The sequence below is a fragment of the Phytohabitans sp. LZ39 genome (assembly GCF_059359075.1).
Genome location: NZ_JCADBM010000005.1, coordinates 201994 through 220976 on the forward strand (window position 1 = coordinate 201994; position 18983 = coordinate 220976).

At 68.4% G+C, this 18983-nt stretch carries 24 protein-coding genes; 15 read left to right on the top strand and 9 right to left on the bottom strand.

Translation table 11 applies throughout. The features are described 5' to 3' along the window. Window positions 1-20: 20 nt before the first annotated feature. Window positions 21-191 carry a hypothetical protein gene (locus tag AC5L36_RS12390; protein ID WP_441215598.1) on the bottom strand — a complete coding sequence of 57 codons (171 nt, stop codon included), beginning with the start codon at window positions 189-191 and terminating at the stop codon, window positions 21-23. Window positions 192-905: 714 nt separating this feature from the next. Here AC5L36_RS12390 and AC5L36_RS12395 point away from each other — a divergent pair. From AC5L36_RS12395 to AC5L36_RS12430, 8 genes are all read left to right on the top strand, one after another. Next, window positions 906-1319, top strand: a complete 414-nt coding sequence (locus tag AC5L36_RS12395) for a PPOX class F420-dependent oxidoreductase (protein ID WP_441215599.1) — start codon at window positions 906-908, stop codon at window positions 1317-1319. 93 nt (window positions 1320-1412) lie between these two features. Continuing rightward, window positions 1413-1733, top strand: coding sequence for a three-helix bundle dimerization domain-containing protein (locus AC5L36_RS12400; RefSeq protein ID WP_441215600.1), 321 nt, complete (start codon window positions 1413-1415; stop codon window positions 1731-1733). Window positions 1734-1892: 159 nt separating this feature from the next. Further along, complete coding sequence (locus AC5L36_RS12405; protein ID WP_441215601.1) at window positions 1893-2078, top strand: hypothetical protein; 186 nt, start codon at window positions 1893-1895, stop codon at window positions 2076-2078. 272 nt (window positions 2079-2350) lie between these two features. Next, window positions 2351-3322 carry a fatty acid desaturase family protein gene (locus tag AC5L36_RS12410; RefSeq protein ID WP_441215861.1) on the top strand — a complete coding sequence of 324 codons (972 nt, stop codon included), beginning with the start codon at window positions 2351-2353 and terminating at the stop codon, window positions 3320-3322. Window positions 3323-3847: 525 nt separating this feature from the next. Continuing rightward, a complete protein-coding gene (gene ppk2 / locus AC5L36_RS12415; protein WP_441215602.1) occupies window positions 3848-4888 on the top strand; it encodes a polyphosphate kinase 2 in 1041 nt (346 codons plus the stop codon). A gap of 418 nt (window positions 4889-5306) precedes the next feature. After that, window positions 5307-5477, top strand: a complete 171-nt coding sequence (locus tag AC5L36_RS12420) for a hypothetical protein (protein WP_441215603.1) — start codon at window positions 5307-5309, stop codon at window positions 5475-5477. Window positions 5478-5811: 334 nt separating this feature from the next. Then, the gene (locus AC5L36_RS12425) at window positions 5812-6138 is read left to right on the top strand and encodes a GlsB/YeaQ/YmgE family stress response membrane protein (RefSeq protein WP_441215604.1); all 327 of its coding nucleotides are present in this window, start codon (window positions 5812-5814) and stop codon (window positions 6136-6138) included. After that, entirely contained in the window at window positions 6044-6403 is a 360-nt protein-coding gene (locus AC5L36_RS12430) for an STAS domain-containing protein (RefSeq protein WP_441215605.1), read from the top strand. The genes AC5L36_RS12425 and AC5L36_RS12430 overlap by 95 nt, the downstream gene beginning before the upstream one ends. Window positions 6404-6617: 214 nt before the next feature. On the opposite strand, the gene AC5L36_RS12435 is transcribed toward AC5L36_RS12430, so the two are convergent. From AC5L36_RS12435 to AC5L36_RS12445, 3 genes are all read right to left on the bottom strand, one after another. Continuing rightward, window positions 6618-7457: a DUF1206 domain-containing protein gene (locus tag AC5L36_RS12435; RefSeq protein ID WP_441215606.1), complete on the bottom strand. Its 840-nt coding sequence runs from the start codon at window positions 7455-7457 to the stop codon at window positions 6618-6620. A 329-nt stretch (window positions 7458-7786) separates the two neighbouring features. Next, the gene (locus AC5L36_RS12440; protein WP_441215607.1) at window positions 7787-7915 is read right to left on the bottom strand and encodes a hypothetical protein; all 129 of its coding nucleotides are present in this window, start codon (window positions 7913-7915) and stop codon (window positions 7787-7789) included. 154 nt (window positions 7916-8069) lie between these two features. Then, window positions 8070-9056 carry an alpha/beta hydrolase family protein gene (locus tag AC5L36_RS12445; RefSeq protein WP_441215608.1) on the bottom strand — a complete coding sequence of 329 codons (987 nt, stop codon included), beginning with the start codon at window positions 9054-9056 and terminating at the stop codon, window positions 8070-8072. 73 nt (window positions 9057-9129) lie between these two features. Between AC5L36_RS12445 and AC5L36_RS12450 the strand changes: the two genes are divergently transcribed. Continuing rightward, entirely contained in the window at window positions 9130-10065 is a 936-nt protein-coding gene (locus tag AC5L36_RS12450; protein WP_441215609.1) for an AraC family transcriptional regulator, read from the top strand. Window positions 10066-10275: 210 nt separating this feature from the next. Further along, window positions 10276-10776 (top strand): DinB family protein, encoded by a 501-nt coding sequence (locus AC5L36_RS12455; RefSeq protein ID WP_441215610.1) that lies wholly within the window; start codon window positions 10276-10278, stop codon window positions 10774-10776. A gap of 90 nt (window positions 10777-10866) precedes the next feature. On the opposite strand, the gene AC5L36_RS12460 is transcribed toward AC5L36_RS12455, so the two are convergent. Together AC5L36_RS12460 and AC5L36_RS12465 are read right to left on the bottom strand one after the other, a co-directional pair. Further along, window positions 10867-11418, bottom strand: a complete 552-nt coding sequence (locus AC5L36_RS12460; RefSeq protein ID WP_441215611.1) for an SMI1/KNR4 family protein — start codon at window positions 11416-11418, stop codon at window positions 10867-10869. A 16-nt stretch (window positions 11419-11434) separates the two neighbouring features. After that, window positions 11435-11800 (bottom strand): winged helix-turn-helix transcriptional regulator, encoded by a 366-nt coding sequence (locus tag AC5L36_RS12465; RefSeq protein ID WP_441215612.1) that lies wholly within the window; start codon window positions 11798-11800, stop codon window positions 11435-11437. Window positions 11801-11857: 57 nt separating this feature from the next. Between AC5L36_RS12465 and AC5L36_RS12470 the strand changes: the two genes are divergently transcribed. Continuing rightward, the gene (locus AC5L36_RS12470) at window positions 11858-12706 is read left to right on the top strand and encodes an SDR family oxidoreductase (RefSeq protein WP_441215613.1); all 849 of its coding nucleotides are present in this window, start codon (window positions 11858-11860) and stop codon (window positions 12704-12706) included. A gap of 144 nt (window positions 12707-12850) precedes the next feature. Here the strand turns inward: AC5L36_RS12470 and AC5L36_RS12475 are convergent, their stop codons facing one another. After that, window positions 12851-14053, bottom strand: a complete 1203-nt coding sequence (locus AC5L36_RS12475) for an alanine--tRNA ligase-related protein (protein ID WP_441215614.1) — start codon at window positions 14051-14053, stop codon at window positions 12851-12853. Window positions 14054-14071: 18 nt separating this feature from the next. Here AC5L36_RS12475 and AC5L36_RS12480 point away from each other — a divergent pair, with 18 nt between their 5' ends. Together AC5L36_RS12480 and AC5L36_RS12485 are read left to right on the top strand one after the other, a co-directional pair. Next, window positions 14072-14677 (top strand): hypothetical protein, encoded by a 606-nt coding sequence (locus AC5L36_RS12480; RefSeq protein ID WP_441215615.1) that lies wholly within the window; start codon window positions 14072-14074, stop codon window positions 14675-14677. Window positions 14678-14810: 133 nt separating this feature from the next. Continuing rightward, window positions 14811-15410, top strand: a complete 600-nt coding sequence (locus AC5L36_RS12485; protein WP_441215616.1) for a winged helix-turn-helix transcriptional regulator — start codon at window positions 14811-14813, stop codon at window positions 15408-15410. Here the strand turns inward: AC5L36_RS12485 and AC5L36_RS12490 are convergent, their stop codons facing one another. Then, on the bottom strand, window positions 15411-16532 hold the full coding sequence (locus AC5L36_RS12490) for a DNA alkylation repair protein (protein WP_441215617.1): 1122 nt from the start codon (window positions 16530-16532) through the stop codon (window positions 15411-15413). A gap of 145 nt (window positions 16533-16677) precedes the next feature. On the opposite strand from AC5L36_RS12490, the gene AC5L36_RS12495 reads away from it, so the two are divergent. Next, the gene (locus tag AC5L36_RS12495) at window positions 16678-17397 is read left to right on the top strand and encodes a hypothetical protein (RefSeq protein WP_441215618.1); all 720 of its coding nucleotides are present in this window, start codon (window positions 16678-16680) and stop codon (window positions 17395-17397) included. Between the two features lie 59 nt (window positions 17398-17456). Here the strand turns inward: AC5L36_RS12495 and AC5L36_RS12500 are convergent, their stop codons facing one another. Beyond that, the gene (locus AC5L36_RS12500; protein ID WP_441215619.1) at window positions 17457-18110 is read right to left on the bottom strand and encodes a GntR family transcriptional regulator; all 654 of its coding nucleotides are present in this window, start codon (window positions 18108-18110) and stop codon (window positions 17457-17459) included. Between the two features lie 153 nt (window positions 18111-18263). On the opposite strand from AC5L36_RS12500, the gene AC5L36_RS12505 reads away from it, so the two are divergent. Further along, the gene (locus AC5L36_RS12505) at window positions 18264-18974 is read left to right on the top strand and encodes an alpha/beta fold hydrolase (protein ID WP_441215620.1); all 711 of its coding nucleotides are present in this window, start codon (window positions 18264-18266) and stop codon (window positions 18972-18974) included. Window positions 18975-18983: the final 9 nt, after the last annotated feature.

The window sequence follows — 18983 nt, forward strand, 5'->3', positions numbered from 1 at the left end:
GGGCCGGATCTCGTGGTCGCCTACCTTGTCGCGGTCACCGGTTCGAAGCTGGCAAGCAGCTCCTCCAGCGCGTGCTGATCGGGGCCGACGAACGGGTCGGATCGGGGCGCCTCGGCGAGTATGTCCAGGAACTCTGTGGTCTGGCCCAGTGCCGGCGCAAGGTGCGTACTGAGGATGGCCCGCGGGTCCATCGCGCGCAGTGGCCGGACGGTCTGGTAGGTACTCGAATCAGGGCTGTCCGAGCCGCAGGCGCTACCGCGGCCTCAGCCGCTATTTGCCTGGACGCGTCCGACAACGCGTCAGCGATCGCACAAAGACCATCGCCGAGATCACCGGCGTCGAATGCCTCCGCCATTCGATGCAGAGGATCGCAGGCGTACGCCTCCGACGGGATCGGGGCCGCCGGCTCGGGTACTAGTCGTGCTCCCAGTGCGAGCGCAGGTACCGATACCAGTCGCGTGGACCCCTCCGATGGCAAGCAAAATCGATGGCACGCCAAGGATTTCGCCACCAGGGACCGGGGTGACACGGTGGACACTACACCCCACCGCCCCGTGTCACACCCATCCCTACGTTTCCGGCAGGCTACCGACTGCTGTTCCCGCCGACGGTCTGGTGAGCCGGCCTCCCGTCATTGACAGCCGCCGGCGTGCCATGCGCCGGAGTGTCTACTTCGGACACCGCGACCGCGGGCCAGCCACGAGCCGTGTGCTCGTCCCGGCACGACCAGCCCGTGGGCCGACGATCGTCCGCGCTGGCAGCCCCTGCCGTACCGCCACGAAACCAGCTCCTTCACCTGCGGCGGCAGCAGCACGACGACGAGGCATGCCGCGACGTGCAGGCCATCGAACCTGCTGACCGCACGGTCGAACCCGGCCCCTCACCGTCAGCGGTACGCTGGCGTGGTGAGCGCACTCGATCGTCTCGCTGGCGAGAAGTACCTGCTGTTGACCACGTTCCGCAAGGACGGCCGCGAGGTCGCCACACCCGTGTGGGCGGTCCGCGACGGCGACACCCTCGCGGTGTGGACGGTCGCCGACTCCGGCAAGGTCAAACGCATCCGACGCAGCGGCAAGGTCACGGTCGCGCCGTGCGACTTCCGCGGCAACCCACGCGGCGAGGCGGTCGCCGGCCACGCCGCCTTGACTGGCTCGGTCGCGGCCGACCAACACATCCGCGGCATCATGGCGCGCAAGTACGGACTCATCGGCCGGATGAGCATGCTCGGTAGCCGGATTCGACGCGGCCGCGACGGCACCGTGGGCATCCGCGTCACGCTAACCGAAACAACACCAGCGCCAGGATCGGGTGAGGCTTGATAGCGCTCCACTTCCGATGTTCATGATCGACTCGCCGACGGCAGGTGGCTGGCATGGGATGATTGAATCCTTCCAGCTAAGGCCGTGACAGCCATGTCGACACTGCACGTTTCCCAGCAAGCCCCCGTCCGGCTCGTTCTGCCAAATCCACCCGCACGCGGCGACGAGAGCGGGGACGCAGCACAGATCAGGTCTGGGTACGACGATGAGATCGCCGGGATCGTCGACCGGCTCGAGCAGCGGTACCCGCGCGAGGTGGTATCCGGATTCGACCTCGAAGGCCGGGTCCGGCGCGTTTACCGCCAGTTCGGCACCGCCCACGTCCGAACCTTCGTCGCCATCTTCGTTGAGCGCGTCGTGCGGCGTTCCATTGATGAGCCGTCCGTTGCCGCGTTCGGCGCAGTCGCGGTGTAGACGCAGGTTAGATCGCCTGGCGCGACGTGGCGGCGGACCCGGTAGCACCTTGCCGCTGGCCCGAGGCTGCTGATCGTCGGGCGTCGCGATCCTGCCGGTAGCGGCCGACTACGCCTGCGTCCCCAACAGCGCCATCGACGTGACGAACGCGAGGACCAGATGCAGGTCGACAAAGCCGACATCATCGCGACACTGCGATCCAGAGGGCAGCGGGAAAGGGCCGACTGGGTCGACCGAGAACTGCCCGCGATCATCGATACGTCCAAGAACGGCTCACTGCTGCGGACGCTTCACATCGACCCCGCCGCCATGGCACCTGTGAGCGGCGCCCCGCGAAACGGTTGAGCGGAGCCGCGCCGACGCTCCAGATCGGCCACCGGTAGCGCTGCGGCGTCGTGGACGATCCGTACGTTCACCTCCCGCGCAGAGCCTGATCACGTCGATCGCACCCGGGCGGCGAACCCCCGCCCTGGGTAGAATCAGGGCGACGCTTGCTCCGGACCCCGGCGACGTGATGACCGCTCTTTTGCCGGAGGCCCACAGTGAGCACCATTGACGTGACCATCACGCAGGTCCGCGCCGGTTCACCGCGCCGCGGCAGCGACTACGCCGAGCTTATGCGGCAGGTGCGCCAAGCCGGTCTGCTTGAGCGACGCCCGGCCTTCTACGCGGTGTACATCACCGCGTGTCTGCTCCTGCTCGCCGCCGGCTGGGCGGTGTTCGTGCTGTTGGGCGACTCGTGGTGGCAGCTGGCCACTGCGGCGTTCCTAGCCTTCGCGTTCGCACAGAACGGGTTCCTGGCCCACGACGCCGGGCACCGGCAGATCTTCCGATCCCGGCGTTCCAACGAACTGGTCGGGTGGGTGCACGGCAACCTCGGCATCGGGTTGGCGTTCGGCTGGTGGGTGGACAAGCATCACCGCCACCACGCCCATCCCAACCAGGAAGGACTCGACCCCGACATCGGCGGTGAGAACATCGTCTACACCAGCGCCCAGGCCGGCGCCCGACGCGGACTGGGACGCCTGGTGGCCCGCTACCAGGGTGCGCTGTTCTTCCCGATGCTGCTGCTGTTGGCCCTGAGCCTGCGCGTGTCCGGTGTGAAAGCGTTGATGCGCCCGGGCTACCGCAACCGGCTGCCGGAAGCGCTGTTGTTCGGCCTGCACATCGCGGCGTACCTGACCGTTGTGCTGCTGGTGCTGTCGCCGGTCAAGGCGCTGGTCTTCATCGTCGTCCATCAGGGACTGCTCGGCCTGTACCTCGGGTCGGTGTTCGCCCCCAACCACAAAGGCATGCCGATCCTGTCCAAGCACGACGACAGCGACTTCCTGCGCCGCCAGGTCCTGACCGCCCGCAACGTGCGCGGTGGACGACTGACCGACCTGCTGCTCGGCGGGCTCAACTACCAGATCGAGCACCACCTGTTCCCGCACCTGCCACGCCCGTCGCTACCCCGCGCGCAACCCCTCATCCGCGCCTACTGCCTGGATCACGGCCTACCCTACGCGGAGACCAGCTTGATCGACTCCTACCGGCAAGCCCTGCACCACCTGGACACCGTAGGGCGCGGCGACCAGCAAGGCGGATAGGTCGCCCCCCGGCCGACGGCCACTGACCGCACCTCGGGCACACCACGCCGGCCAATGATCTGCGACCCCAGTCCCCGGACGTCAGCTCAGCCGCTTGACGAACCGCACCGTTGTGGCCGGCCGGCGACCGGTAGCCGTGCGCCGGGTCCGCGTGGCGGAACACGTTCGTGCACGCCTCGGCGCCCACGACGCCGATCGCGCGCCCCACTGCTTCGTTCACGCTGCCGACACTGGACGAGTTCGAACGTGCCGTCGCATCAACGCGCGCGCCGTTTGGCGCGGCGAAGGCTGGCCGCCGCGCTGTGCCGCCTCGAGTCGAGCGGCACGCCGATTAACGTGATCGCCGCCGGGGCGGTCTATCGTTGTCATTCAGGCACGGCGTGCACTGCCGTCAACGAACCCGCTCCGGACCCCGGCGGTCGTCCGCGTATCACAGCGCGACGCGAAGAGGGGTGTGGAGATGGTTGTCATCGAACTGGCCGAGGTGTCACCGGCTCGGCCGGCCGCCGTGTGTGGATTGCCACGATGACCGGGGATTCCAGCATCCGCTTGGGCGAGAACGACGACCCGGACCAGCCAGAGGATGAACCTGGGCGCGCCGCTCTGGACGACGCCGCGGCGCCCCTTGCCGGCGAACCGGCGCCGTTGGCGCAGCCGGTCAGTGGCCCGCTGCTGGACCGGCTGGACGGCTACCGGGTGGTCGACGACGACGATGACGATCCGGTCCTGCTCACCCGCGACGGGAATCCGGTGGACACGTGGCGGGAGGGTTACCCGTACCAGGAGCGGCTCAGCCGGCAGGACTACGAGCGGGACAAGCGGCTGTTGCAGATCGAGCTGCTGAAGGTGCAGAGGTGGGTCAAGGCGTCCGGGGAACGGCTGATCGTGTTGTTCGAGGGGCGAGACGCTGCCGGTAAGGGCGGCACGATCAAACGGTTCGTGGAACACCTCAACCCGCGCGGTGCCCGGGTCGTGGCATTGGAGAAGCCCAGCGAACGCGAGTCCACGCAGTGGTACTTCCAGCGTTACCTTACCCACCTGCCGGCGGCTGGGGAGATGGTGTTCTTCGACCGGTCCTGGTACAACCGGGCCGGCGTCGAGCGGGTGCTGGGCTACTGCACCCGCGTCGAGTACATGGAGTTCATGCGCGAGGCGCCGGAGCTCGAGCGGATGCTGGTCCGCTCCGGCATCCACCTGGTCAAGTTCTGGTTTTCGGTGTCCCGCCGTGAGCAGCAAACCCGGTTCGTCATCCGCCAGGTCGATCCGGTGCGGCGGTGGAAGCTCTCACCCACCGATCTGGCCTCGCTGGATCAGTGGGATGACTACACCGAGGCCAAGGAGGCGATGTTCTTCTACACCGACACCGCCGACGCGCCGTGGACGCTGATCAAGAGCAACGACAAGAAACGAGCCCGGATCCAGGCCATGCGCCACCTGCTCGGCCAACTCGACTACAGCGACAAGGACATCGACGTGGTCGGCGCCCCGGACCGGCGGCTCATCGGCCGAGCCTCCCAGATTTTCGAGGACGACGAGCGGCCCGTCCCCCAGTTCCCTCAGCTGTAACGCACGCCGGCGAAGGTCTGCCCCGGTTCCGTCCCCCGTTCAGTCGACGGGTTCGGCCTCCGGCTGTTCGAGTCAGCCGATGTCGGGAACGAGAACGTACAGCCCCGCGACCTGGCCTTGAGGGTTGTGGGCGACGCGGTAGCGGGGTGTCACGCGATGTCCTTCCCGCCTCTCGCTGGAAGGGGATCCGGCGACGGGCCGCGGTCGGAACAACGGTGGTCCAGGGCGTCGATCGTCCGTGGCGCGGCTAGGGCCGCTGGTGGCGGGACGGGCGGCGCAGTTGGGTGATCCGGGCGGCGCCGACCACCATGGTGAAGATCGCGGCGCCCGACGCCGGCGATCAGCAGGGCCAAGGCCAGCGGCAGGGTGCCGTGCATCCACAGGAAGCTGACCTCGACGCTGCGGGTGTTCTGCAAGCATGAAGACGATCAGCACCACGAACAGCAGCGCGGCAACGCAGATCCCGAACCAGGCGGCGCCGGTGCGGGTGAGCGGCACCCGAGGTGTCGGCGATGTCATGGACGGGCCGTCCGCGGCCTGCGGCGACGCCGTGTGTGCCGGTGCGGCGAGCATCCCACGATCAGGATGACGCCGATTCCGGATACTTCGATCGCAGGCCTATTCGGCGCGGGACGCTCATCGGCCGGCAGCGGATCCGTGGGTGTCCAACGGGGCTGCGCCGTCCACAAGGTACGCCGCCTCCCAATCTGCCACCACGCCTCTGCCACCACGACTGCGGGGCGACCGGCGACGCCGGCTGAGCAGGTCCCAGGTCGCGGACCGCCGGTAGCGGGTAGCGCTGGCGTATTGACGTCTGCCTGGTTCGGTATCGCGCAAACCGTTTAGGAATCAGTCGATGGGGAACCCGACAGTGTGGGCCGCCCCGGCTTGCGGGAGATTGGCCCACCATCAAGGAGAGCGTCATGGGCGTTGTCGCCTGGATCGTGCTCGGTGCTGTCGCCGGCCTCATCGCCGAAAACCTCACCGGAAAGAAGGCCGGCCTGCTGCTGGCCACCGTCATCGGGATCGTCGGTGCCCTGCTCGGTGGGTTCCTAGGCAAGGAACTGTTCGGAGTGAAGACTCTGGACACGTTCTTCGACCTGAGCACCTGGGTCACCGCGATCATCGGCGCCGTCGTGCTGTTCCTGCTGTTCGGTGCCGTCCGGGGTCGCGGCGGACGGACGCGGCGCTCCGGCGGCGGGTGGCGTAGCCGCAGTAGGACAGCCTCTGGCCGCCGGAGCCGCTGGTAGCAGGTGGAACGAGGTCACGTTCCTGGACTGCACCGGTCTTGCCGCGCTGGTCGCGGTGCGCAACGCCGCCGTCCAAGCCGGAGGCCAGATGCGGGTCAGCCACCCGCAACCCATCGTGCGTCGGGTGTTGGAGGTGACCGGACTGCTGGCCGTGTTCACCGCCCCGACGATCGTGCCAACGCCGACGGGATCCGGACGCCCGTCCAGGCTCGCACCTGCCCTGGCGGCTGTGACGCAGCCGCCCGACCTGATGGTCGCCGCCTGAGCGATGTCCTGATGGCACTGGCTGATCGCCGCCCCTGCGACCGGAGGGTGGTCGCAGGGGCTATGGCCGCTGTGGCCTCGGCGAGGAAGCAACGACGTGCCGGGTGGCTGGGCTGGCGGCGACGTCATAGTAGGCGTCCCTTCCCGGGGGACGCTCACTGGACGGCACCCCCTTTGGTAGGGGCGACGCACCGCTGTGGGCGGGTTGTTGCACGTCAGCCGCGGCGGTAGCGGGCGTCGAACAGGCAGTAGACGCCGAAGCAGGCCAGCCCGGCGGCGACGAGCAGCAGCAGCGCGGTGCCGTAGGCCTGCGCGGCGAGGGTGGTGAGGGCGGCGTCGAACCCGACCTTCTTGTCCGGGCGGTAGCTGGCCGCCATGGTCACGATCAGGATGCCGATGATGGCGTACGCGACGCCGAGCGCGGGGTAGCCGACCTGTCCCAGCCGGATGGCCGCCCGACGGGTGGTGGGGTTGGCGGTGGACAGGTCGAGATCCGCGGTGAACGTCTTTCGCACCCCGCGGTGCACCAGCATCGCGGCGACCACGATCAGGGCGACGCCGGCCGCTCCTACCAGCAGTTGCCCGAGTGGAAGGGCGAGCACCCGGGCGGTGAAGGTTTCCTGCGTCTGCCCGGAGGAGCCGGCGCCGCCGGCCGCGAGTTTCCCGGCGCTGAGGGCCAGGACCCCGAACACCACCGCTTCGACGACGCTTTCGATCCGTTTACGGGTGCGCTTGTTTGGCGGTCGTATCCACCGCAGGCCCACCGCGGCCTCGCCGAGCTGCCACAACACGAGCGTGGCGAGCCCGACCGTGATGGTCCAGAGCAGTACTTGCCCGCCTGGCTGGGCGGCGAGGGTTTGCAACGCGCCGCCCTTGTCCGGCTTGGCGCCACGGGCGTCGAGCGCGACCTGTACGGCGAGGTAGGCGATCGTGAAGTGCACCAGCCCGTACGCGGCAAGACCTACTCGGCCGACGAGCTGAAAGTACTTGTTTCGGGTCGTCTGCCGCGCGGCGTCTGCCGCGACGTGACCGGCCTGGGCTACGGGTGCCGCCACAGTGGACCTCCAGGGGTGCGCATCTGATCGTGCCGGTGATGCGTCGCCCGGGGTCCGGGGGTCGACCATTGCCGTTGTGCCGTCCAGGTGACCGGACGGCGGGCCGGGGAAGGTGCTGGCTGCGTTCAACATGGACGCTAACAGTGGCCGCCGGCACGCGCGAGCCGAGGCGGGAGAAGGTGCGGGCCGAGCATGGCGGTGTCGTCGCGCGCCGCTGAGTGCTGCCGGCTGTCCACAAGCGGCGTAGTGTTGATCGCAGAGTTGGCTGGACACGCCGACGTTCCAGTCGGCGTTCGCGCTGACATTTCGTTGCCGCCCGGACCCCGCGGTCATTTGATCAGCGAATCCGGCGCTTTCAGCAGAGGCGCCGTCCCGGCCGGCTCACCCGCGGCGTGTCCCCCGTAACGAGCGTCGACCAACATGACCATGCTCGCCGAGCCACCCTCGATCATCGCCACCTTGACCCACCCCGGGACCACGCGTACCGGACGCCTCCTCCGCCAACGCGGTTACCCGCCGGCCGACGATGTCGTGCCGGGCATCGCGGCTGCCGCGGGGTCGGCTGGCCGGCGACGCCCGGCCGGCAGTTGGCCGCTTCACGCGCACCACTCCTTACGAGGTCATCGAATCTTTGCCAGGTGTGGTCTCCACCCGGCCCCACGGGGTGTCCATGCTTCGCAGCATGGTCACCGCCTCCTCCCAGGACTTGTCGTCCGGATAGAGCTCGCTACGCAGGTAGGCCCAGACCAGGGCGCGGAGCGCGGCGACCCGCTCGGGGTTCTCGTCGGTGGTCTCCGCCGCGTCGTAGGTGCTGATGCCGCCGAAGCTGTGCCCGGCTCCGTACAGCCACAGCAGGCTCTTGCGGCCCGGGCCCAGGCGGTAGGCGTCGGCTCGCCAGTCCTTGCGCTCGCTGAAGTACTCGTTGGTGTCGTCGTCGCTGGTGACGACCAGCGCCGGTGTGGTCATCCGGTCGAAGCGGGTGGTGCTCAGGATCGGCCAGTGCTCGGTCGCGTACGGCGCGAGGTCGTCGCCCAGGCCGGGCGCGCCGAGGAGCACACCCGCCCTGATCCGCTGGTCGGGCAGGTAGACCCGCGAGCCGTCGACCGGGTGGGTCAGTGTCGCGCCACAGAGCATCCCCACGGTGTGCCCGCCCATCGAGTGGCCGACCGCGGCGATGCGGCCATGGTCGATACGCCCGCCCAGACCTGGCACGGTGGCCTCGATCCGGTCGAGGTGGTCGAGGATCGTGCGCACGTCGTCGACCCGGGTACGCCAATAGAGTGGCGCCTCGAAACTGTCGGCCTCGCGCAGCCCGAGTGTCATCGAGTCCAGGTGCGTGGGCTGGATGACGACGAAGCCGTGTGCGGCCCAGAAGTGCGCGACCGGACCGTATCCGTACAGCGAGGACACGAAGTTGGACGGGCCGTTGCCGTGGGACAGCACGATGATCGGCAGTTCCTCCCCGGCCTCGGGGGCGGAAACCTTGATCTGTAGGTCGACGGCACGGTCGGAAACAGGTATGGCCATCGGGCCGTAGGAGATGACAGGACTGGCCTGGTTGACCGGGAAGCCGGCGGCTTCGCTGAAGGCGTCGCTCATGCCCATAGCCTGCGCGCCGAGTGCCGTACGTTGAATGGTTGTTAGTTCGTAATTCTTGTGCGAGAGTACGGGAATGGCTGTTGACGGCCTCTCCGCGGTGGTTGACCTGGTCGAGGTCCGCGGAGTGTTGTCCGGCGGGTTCGCCGCCCGGGGACGGTGGTTCACGCGCGCCGAAGTGCACCTCCCGCTCAAGTTCCTCGCCGTCCCATTCGGGCAGGTCCGCCTCACCACCGACGGCCTCGACACGCCGCTGACCCTCCAAGCCGGCGACGTCGCGATCCTCAACGATCGGTCGTGGCTGCGGCTCGACGGCGGCACAGGCGACGAGCCGCCACGCGAAGTCATGCCGGACGAGCACTTCTCGTTCGCCGTCGACCGCGAGCGCGACGACGTGGTCGTGGGCGGCCGCATCGACCTCAGTTCCGCCGGCCGGGCGCTGCTACTCAACGCGCTCCCGCCCGTGGTACACATCGGACCGTCGACCCCGGCCACATCCTCGTTACGCGGCTGCGTACACCGCATCGTCGACGAAATGACCAGCACCAAGCCCGGTGCCGCCTTCGCGATCCGCCAGCACGGCCAGCTCCTGCTACTCGAAATCCTGCGCACCTTCATGAGCACCAACGACCTGCCACCGGGCTGGCTCGCGGCCCTACGCGACGAACGCCTCAGACCGGCCCTCGACCTCATGCACGACCGCCCGGAACGCGCGTGGAGCTTGCACGAACTCGCCCGCGCCGCCGCCATGTCGCGCACCACGTTCGCCGTGCGCTTCCGCGAAGTGGCAGGTACGCCGCCGCTGACCTACCTCACCCGGTGGCGCATGCTCCTCGCCCAGCGGGCCTTACGCGATGGCAACGTCCGGATCGCATCTCTCGCAGCGAAGCTGGGCTACGCGTCGGAGGCCGCGTTCAGCACAGCGTTCAAACGCGAGGTCGGCGAAGCACCACTACGCTTCAAAAGCCACTTGGCGACCGGCACCCGTCCACCTGCTACCGCAGGTGCATGACGCGACCGGAGCCCTGAGCTGGCGGTAACGGTCGCTGGTCACAGCGCTCATCGGTGGATCGTGGACCGCGGGCGTGGCAGCGGAGGCCGGGGGTTTCGGCGAGCCCTGGCGAGCCGCCGGCCGCAGCGGTCTCCGGCGGGAGCGGCGGTCCGCAGCTGACGCGAATCCGGGAAACCTGTCTCGACAGGACCATGCGTTAGCCTCCTCCGCGTGGATCACTGCGACGAGTGCGGTTTTACCTACACCACCATCGCGGCGGAAGATCTGCCTCGCCGGCTGGAGGCAGCCGGCCCCCGGTTCGTCGCCACCCTCGCCACCATTCAGCACCCGCGCCGTCGTCCCGCCCCGTCGGTCTGGTCGCCGTTGGAGTACACCTGCCACGTCCGGGACGTCCTCCGGGTACAAGGCGAACGCCTGGCTCTCGCGTTGCGAACCGACAATCCGCAGTTCACGCCGATGGGCCGCGAAGAGCGAGCAATGCAATACGCCTACAACGACCAGGACCCGCAGACCGTGCTGACCGAGCTGGCGGAGGCCGCGAATGATCTGGCGCACGCCTTCGGCGCCCTAAGCCCACCGCAGTGGAACCGCACTGGCGTATACAACTGGCCAACTGTCGAGACACGCTCGATCCTCTGGCTCGGTAGGCACACCGTCCACGAGATAGAACACCATCTGATGGACCTCACACGCGGCCAGTCCGCCACGTGACGATCCGACGTCCGAACTGGCTACCGAGCCAGCAACAGATCACCCACCATGAACCCATCCTCGCGACCGGCCGGTGCACGCGTGTGGGGATCAACCCTCGTCGTCGTACGCGCTCTCGGGCCGCAGAGCCTGCACGAAAGACACGAAGTTGGGCGCCAGCACTGTTATCCGGTAGTCCCACTCCTGATCGACGTGGACTACTCGCGGCTCGCCGTCCGGGCCCACGTCGCGGTAGTCGAAGGCGATCATGTCGTGTCCCGCGGACGGGCAGGTGCCGAAGTACACCCCGATCGCCGGGTAGGCCCATTCGTCGATCCAGAACCGGCTGCCGGCTTCGCCCGCCAGTGAGTAGCGCTTCGCCCGTCCGATCCCCATGATCCCGTCGACTGCGACATGATCCTCGGCCCAGGTGGTGCGGCTCGGCGCTGGGCAGCACGCGTGGTGCGGCATTCCGCCGTTGTGCGACCGCATCAGCGCCACGTACGACGCCGGTAGCCGGTAGCCCAACTCCGCCTCCACCGAGGCGATCAGTGCGGTCGACGGAGCCGCGCCGACATAGGCGTCAAGCGCGTACTCGGTGTCGACCCAGAACGCGTCCATGTCAACGCCCGGGAAGATGCGCTGAACAGGCCCGTCGAACATGCGACTCCTCGCGGCGTCAAGCCGATGGTGTGTCAGGCTCGGGATTCGCCTCGCCCCACACCAGCATCGCGTACAGGATGTCACTGAGGCTGTATCCCTGCTCGGTCAAGGCGTACACCACTCGTGGCGGCACCTCGGCGTGGATGGTACGCGTGAGGATGCCCTGGTGCTCGAGCATCCGTAGCCGATCGGTGAGGGTCTTGGCGCTCGGCATGCCGAGGGCGGCCCGGAGCTCACCAAAACGCTTCGGCCCGCTCAGCAGTTCGCGCACCACCAGGGTGGCCCATTTGCCGTCGAGCACCCGCAGCGTCCGCTCGACTCCACAGCCGGATTCCTTCGCGCCGAGCAGCCGCGCCAGCCGCTCCCGGCCAATGGTTTCCATGGGGAAACAATATAACGTCTTGGGTACTAGTTGGGTTTGGTAACTATGGTCTCGCCCATGAGCGAAACCACCATCGTCGTCCACGGCGCCACCGGGACGCAGGGCCGCGCGATCGTCCGCGCCCTGCGCGCGGCCGGGCACCGGATCCGCGCTGTGGCCAGGCATCCGCGGGCAAGCACCGACCCGGCCATCGAACCCGCCGCGGCCGACCTGCTCGACCTTGACGCGCTCGTCGCCGCGTACGCCGACGCCGACGCGGTCATCGTCCAGCTGCCACTGCACTTCGCCGCCGACGCGCTGCGGCAGGCCGACGTCGTCCTCACCGCGCTCTCGAAAGCCGGCGTGGCCCGTGCGGTCTTCAACACCGGCGGCGTACTCCCGGCCGACCCGGTCGGCGTACCGTTCGTCGACGCGAGGCTCCGTCTCGCCGCACGCTTGCCCGACGCGGTACCGGTAGCCTCGGTGGTCGCGCCGGCCAGCACATACCTGGAAAACCTCGTGGCTCCCTGGTCGCGGATCCTGGTGCACCGCGACGGCGAGCTGCGATACCCACTCCCGGCGCACCTGGCGAACCCGTGGGTGGCGGCCGACGACCTCGGCGCGGTCGTCGCCGACCTCACTGTGGCGGCGGCGCCACCGACCGCGCGATACGTGGCCGGTCCCTCCGCCCTGACCGGTCCGCAGGTCGCCGCCGAGGTCGAGGGCGCGCTCGGCCGCCGGGTCCGCTGGCACACGATCGAGCCCGACGAGTACGCCCGGATGCTGACACCACATGTCGGGCCAGCGACGGCAGCGGGCATCGCGGCCGCGTACGCCAACCCCGCGCCGCAGGCGGACCCGTCCCTCCTCGTCCACGGCCCGACCACCGTCCGGGCCTGGGCCGCGCGGCAGGACTGGACCACGTGAACCACCGACGGCCCGCTCCGCGCCGACCACTTCCTGGACCCGCCGCTCAGGGTCGGCCGGCGCCCCGCCGGTGTCGGTAAACGGCACGCACGCCGACGACTAACGCGCCGACGATGAGCAGGAGGCCGACGAGCACCAGGCCCCTCAGTCTCCGGTGGTCTGACCGCGGACGACCTGGCCGTCGGTGTCGACCAGGCCGCGCACGAGCTCCGGGGGCAGGCCATGCGTCTCGTGCAGATCCTGGTAGTCGCGGTCGGTGAGGGTGCCGCGCGACAGCCGCCGCGACACCACCCGCCGCCCGCGCCGCACCAGGTCGTGGAAGCGGCGCTGCTCCTCCAGCAGCACCCGGCGCACCGGCTCGACGCCGGTGGACAGTCCGAAGTGGTCGACGGTGTGCTCGACCGGTCCGGATGGCAGGTCCACAAGCGTACGGGTCGGGTCTTCCCGCCACAGCACGGTCAGCACCCGCCGGACCAGGCGGCGCAGCACGTACCCGCGTCCGGTGTTCGACGGGCGTACCCCGTCCCCGACGACCACAATGGACGAACGGAGGTGGTCGCAAACGACGCGGGTGGACGTCTCGTCGAGCCGCCACAGCACCGGCACCGTCGACATCCATGGCTCGAAGACGTCGGTTTCGTACACGGAGTCCTTGCCCTGTAGCACGCAGAGCAGCCGCTCCAGCCCCAGTCCGGTGTCCACGCCGGGCCGGGTCAGCGGCCGCAGCGTGCCGTCGCCCAGGCGCTCGTACCGCAGCCCGACGTGGTTCCACACCTCGACCCACCGGTCGTCGGTGGTGGGCGTACCGCGTGGCGGCGAGTCGCCGGTCCACACGAAGATTTCCGAGTCGGGGCCGCACGGGCCGGTGGGACCGTTGGACCACCAGTTCTCCTCGCCGGTCAGCTCGACCGGCAGGCCCAGCTCACCCCAGGTCCGCATCGACTCGGTGTCCGGTCCGACCTGGCCGTCGCCGCCGAACACGGTGACGTGCAACTGGCCCGGGTCAAGGCCGAAGCCGTCGCGGAGCAGTTCGAGGCCCCATCGCAGGCTCTGCGGGCCGTCGTAGTCGCCCAGCGACCACGAACCGAGCATCTGGAACACGGTGAGGTGGGTGCGGTCGCCTACTTCGTCGAGGTCGGTGGTGCGCAGGCAGCGCTGAACGTCGACGAGGCGGGTGCCCTGCGGATGGGGGCGGCCGGTCAGGTACGGCGTGAGCGGGTGCATGCCCGAGGTGGTGAAGAGCACGGGATCGCCGGGCGGCGGGATGAGCGAGCTGCCGACGACGCGGCGGTGGCCACGCTCTTCGAAGTACTCGATGAAGGTGCGGATGGTCTGGTCGACATGCATGGCGATGGCCTTCCGTGCATGGCCGGACGGCGCGCACGGCGGTGCCTGGACACGAAACACCGGCGAGCCGATCTCGGCCGCCGGTGGGTGGGATTGCGGAGGTCAGGCAGCGGCGACCGTCGAGCTGGTAGCTCGCGCGGCCGTCACGGTCGTGATCCTCATGCGTCGACGGTAGCGCGTAAGGCACAGCGACGCCCGACATTTGTCCCTCCCGCGCCAGCGCCGAGGAGCGGAAGTCAGCCGTTCTTTCCCGACGACCAGGCCCAGGCGTGGCTGACCGACAACGTCCTGGCCGAGCAAGGCATCACGCCGGATGGCGGCGACTTCGCCGCCATCCACCGCGCCCGCAACGCGCTGTTCGGCGTGTGGGCCAACGCGGCACACCTGCTCGCGCAGGGACGTCCCGACGAGGAGGTCGGGGGCTACCTGTGTCGTTGGGGGCTCCTGTCTGAGGCCGACGCGGAAGGTGCGCTGCGGTCGCTGCGCGGCCCCGGCATGCAGCTCTACACCCTCGGCTACTACCACGGATGGCGACTGGTCGGCCGCTGGCTCGACGCCCCCGACCGCGATGACCGGATCCGCCGGCTCCTCACCGAGCAGCTCCTTCCTTCTGACCTACGCTGACGACCACAGGTGAGCACCGCCGACACCCCACACTCCTGTCTCAGGACTGGCCGATATCGGTTAAGCACCAAGTGCTTACTGTTGACGCATGCCACAGCGGAGTTATGAGGACGCCTGCGGTACCGCTTTGGCCATGGACGCCGTCGGCGAGCGGTGGGCCCTGCTGATCGTCCGGGAGTTGATCTTTGGTCCGAAGCGTTTCCGGGATCTTCGGGCTGGGCTGCCGCAGCTGAGTCAGAACGTGCTCAGCCAGCGCCTGCGTGACTTGGAGGAGAACGGGATCGTCCGGCACACCCGGTTGGGTCCGCCGGTCAGCGCGCAGGTCTACCAGCTGACCGACCGCGGCCGTGAGCTCGAGCCGACGCTCATCGCCCTCGCTCGCTGGGGCGCGAAGCAGCCGGCGCCGAAGGACGCGCAGATGAGCACCGACTCGTTCATGTTGATGCTCAAGGCCCTCTATCGTCCGCAGAGCCCTAGCGTCCCACCGACGACCGTTCGCCTGCACATCGCAACGGACACGATCGAGGTGGAGGTCGGACCGGCGGCCGTCGACGTCACCCGGGGCGCGACCGCGAAGCCCGACGTCACCATCACGTCGAGCGTGGCCGTGCTGCGCGAGGTCATGTTCACGGATCGCACGCTGGAATCGGCCGCCGAAGCCGGCGATCTGGACCTCACTGGGGACCCCGCGGCCGCTGCCCACTTCTTCACTCTCTTCAGGCCGCCCGACTGATCATGTCCGTGTTGGTTCGGTGACAAGCTCGAACTCGGCGCGCGGGGTTTCAACTCCATTGACCTGGAGGGAAATGGCGTGCGGTCCGGCGTAGTAGCGCCGCGTTGTGATGGGTCGGAAGGAGTGCACGCGCCGCACTTCGATGCTTTCCCCCGGGCGCACCGTGCCGGTCGTCAGTTTGAAGGTCTTCGGAGCCTGCGTGCCGTTCGCCTTGTTGTGGTGCACCACGTAGTCGACGGCCACGCGTACGTCCTCGCCACCGATGTTGCGGATCGTCCCGTGGACTTCGATCGCGTTACCCATGGCGACGAGGCTGCGGTCAAGGTGGGGGCCGTCGATGTCGAGCGATGCGGCCGCGGCTGGGAATCCCAGCAGGGACAAAGCGTCGGGGTGGCCACGCTTGACGAGGGTGCGCAGCCCGTGGCGGACTACGGCGGTCGTGTGCTCGTCGGGATCGGCGAGCCATCGCGCTGCCGTGTCGACGACCAGCTTTGGGTGGTCGCGGCTAATGTCGTTGAGATGGTTGGCGACCGAGCGGCGCACGTAGTCGCTGGGATCACGGTAGAGGGCGTCGAGGATCGGTACCGTGACGCCTTCCCGGCGGATCAGCTCGTTTACGCGCACCGCCCAGGGCAGGTACGGCCGCGTGCCCTCCGAGGCCAGACGGCGGGTGGCGACGTCATCGGAGGCGGTCCAGGACAGGATCGTCCGCAGTGCACGGTCGAGATCGTGGCGCAGGAGCGAGCGGATGGCGAACTCTGACGTCAGCAGCCCGGTCAGCTCCGCAAGCAGGCTCATGGCGTCGTCGAGCACCGTCGACCCACCGTCCTCCACAGCCTTGGCGGCGACCGCGGTGGTTACGGGCCAGATCATCCATCCGCTGAAGTCGGCCGCCACATCGCGCGCAGTCCGCACCACGTGGGCCAGATCCGAGTAGCTACCTGGGATATCGGCAAGCAGAGCGTCCCGTAGCACGTCCGCGCGAGCGCGGAGTGTCAGGCCGTCAAGTTGACCGGGCGCTCGCCGCAGGTGCGGCAGCGGCGCTTCGGGGGCGGCCGATCCGATGGCCTGCGCGAGGCGCTCCGCGGTGACCGCGCTGATGAGCTGGTCGGCGAACGGCATTGTCTTCCTCTCTTCGGTGGCGCAGGACGACGTTACGGCGCCGCTCCGACAGATCTGGCGGTGCGGGAATAACAGCCCGACAGGTAGCGCTGGCTAACTCATTGGTCCTTACTTAGGACCAGACGATACCTGTTCAGGAGGAACTGTGACTGACCTGCTCACCAAGGTTCTGGACGCCCACGGAGGGCTGGACCGCTACCGCTCCATCTCGACCATGACGCTGGACATCGAGTACAGCGGGCCCTTCTGGGACTTCAAGGGTCATCCGGACTTCGCCGGTACCGAGCAGGTGGTTGCCGACCTGCACTCGCAGAAGATCAGCCAGCGGCGGCCGGATGGGCGCACGGTGGAGTTCGACCGCGCCAAGAGCCTTGTGACGGTGACCTCGGCGGACGGGACGATCCTCGACAAGCTCGAGAATCCGCGAGCGACCTTCGAGGGATACACCAGCGAGACCAAGTGGGGCCTTGCCCAGATGGCCTACTTCCGCTGCTATGCGACGTGGCACTACCTGCCCGAGCCCTTCCTCTTCGCATGGCCCGGAGCCTCAACCGAGGAAGTCGCACCGTGGGTGGAGGACGGGCAGAGCTGGCGCGGACTCGATGTCACATTCCCTGACCACGTCGACACACACAACGAAACCCAGCGGTACTACTTCGACGACGACGGTTTGTTGCGCCGCATGGACTACCAGCCGGTGGTCAACGGCTACTCCCCCACGGCTCACTACGTGACCGCGCACACCAAGATCGACGGCTTCGTCGTCCCGACGAAGCGCAACATCTACATCCGCCAGGAGGACGGCACGCCGGATCGGTCGTGGATTCCGATCGAGCTGACGCTGAGCAACATCTCGATCAAGTAGTCACCCCCGTGAGGACGCCGGCCGCGTGCCGACGCGGTCGGTGTCCCCCGCCTTGGAGATCAGCCGTCGGCATCCTCGGCCGGCAGGGTGTGCCAGATGTTGAACGCCACCGACGCGGCTCCCTGCGCGTCTCCGGCCGCCATGAGTTCGATCAGCCGCGAATGAAGTTCGACGGACGCGTGCCCATCCGCGCTGAAACGCAGCCGCTCCGCGCGGCGTACGAGGGGATCGAACTGGTCGAGCACGGTTTCGAGCGCTTTGTTGCCCAGCGCGGTGACCGGAATCCAATGTATCTCTTCGTCGGCGTCGAGTGCCGCGTCGACATCGCCCGAGTCCACCGCCTCGGCGAAGCGGCGATTGGCCTCCCGCATGCGATCGATGTGCTCTTCGCCAAGCCGGCCCGTTGTCTGGCGAACGGCCAGTTCGTGCATCGCGGCGATGACGTCGCGAGCGTCCCGTACCGCCCCCGGATCGATGGCGCTTACCCTCGTCGATCGGCCGGGCAGTGCCACCACCAGACCGCTGGCCCCGAGGCGTAACAGAGCCTCGCGCACCGGAGTGCGGCTCACTCCGAGCCACTCTGCGAGCTCACCGTCTTTGAGCTGCTCCCCTGGCAGGAAGGTGCAGTCGACGATGGCGTCGCGAAGGCGCCGGTAGACATCGTCGCGCAGGAGGGAGCGGTCCACGGCCGGGCCGCTCGATGGGATCGGCATGCAACATATTGCACACATTGTGCCAGTGGACACAAGTCGGCATGATCCTTGTCGAGTCCTTCTGCATGCAATATATTGCATGCAGAGACGGCGACCGCCGGATCACTGAGGACCCGCCTGGGAAGCCGGCGCGGCGACGGAAGGAAGCTCCTCATGAGCACCACCGGTCAAGAGATCAAGAATGTCGTGCTCGTGCACGGCGCGTTCGCTGATGGTTCGGGTTGGCGCGGTGTGTACGACAAGCTGACGGCCCAGGGCTACCGCGTCACGATCGTGCAGAACCCACTGACCTCGCTGGAGGACGACGTCGCGGCGACCACAAGAGTGCTCGACCAGCAGGACGGCCCGACGATCCTCGTCGGCCACTCCTGGGGCGGCACGGTGATCACCGAGGCGGGAGTTCACCGGAACGTCGCCGGACTTGTCTACGTGTCGGCACTGGCGCCCGATGCCGGCGAGACCACCGCCCAGCAGTACGAGGGATTCGGCGCGACGCCCGACTTCGTCATCGACGTCGGCGCGGACGGATACGGCTTCCTCAACCCCGACAAGTTCAAGGCCGGGTTCGCCGCGGATGTCAGCGACACCGAGGCCGCTTTCCTTCGCGACTCGCAGGTACCCATCAATATGGCGGTGTTCGCGACGCCGGTGAAGAACGCCGCCTGGCGCGACAAGCCGAGCTGGGCCGTCATCGCGACGGACGACAAGTCGTTCGACCAGGCAATGCTTCAGCACATGGCCAAGCGCATCAACGCGAAGATCACCAACGTCCCGGCCAGTCACGCGGTGTACGTGACGCAGTCCGGCGTCGTCTCCGACGTGATCGTCACCGCCGCGCAAAACGCCGCCGGCGGCGCTCGCTGACCACTTCCA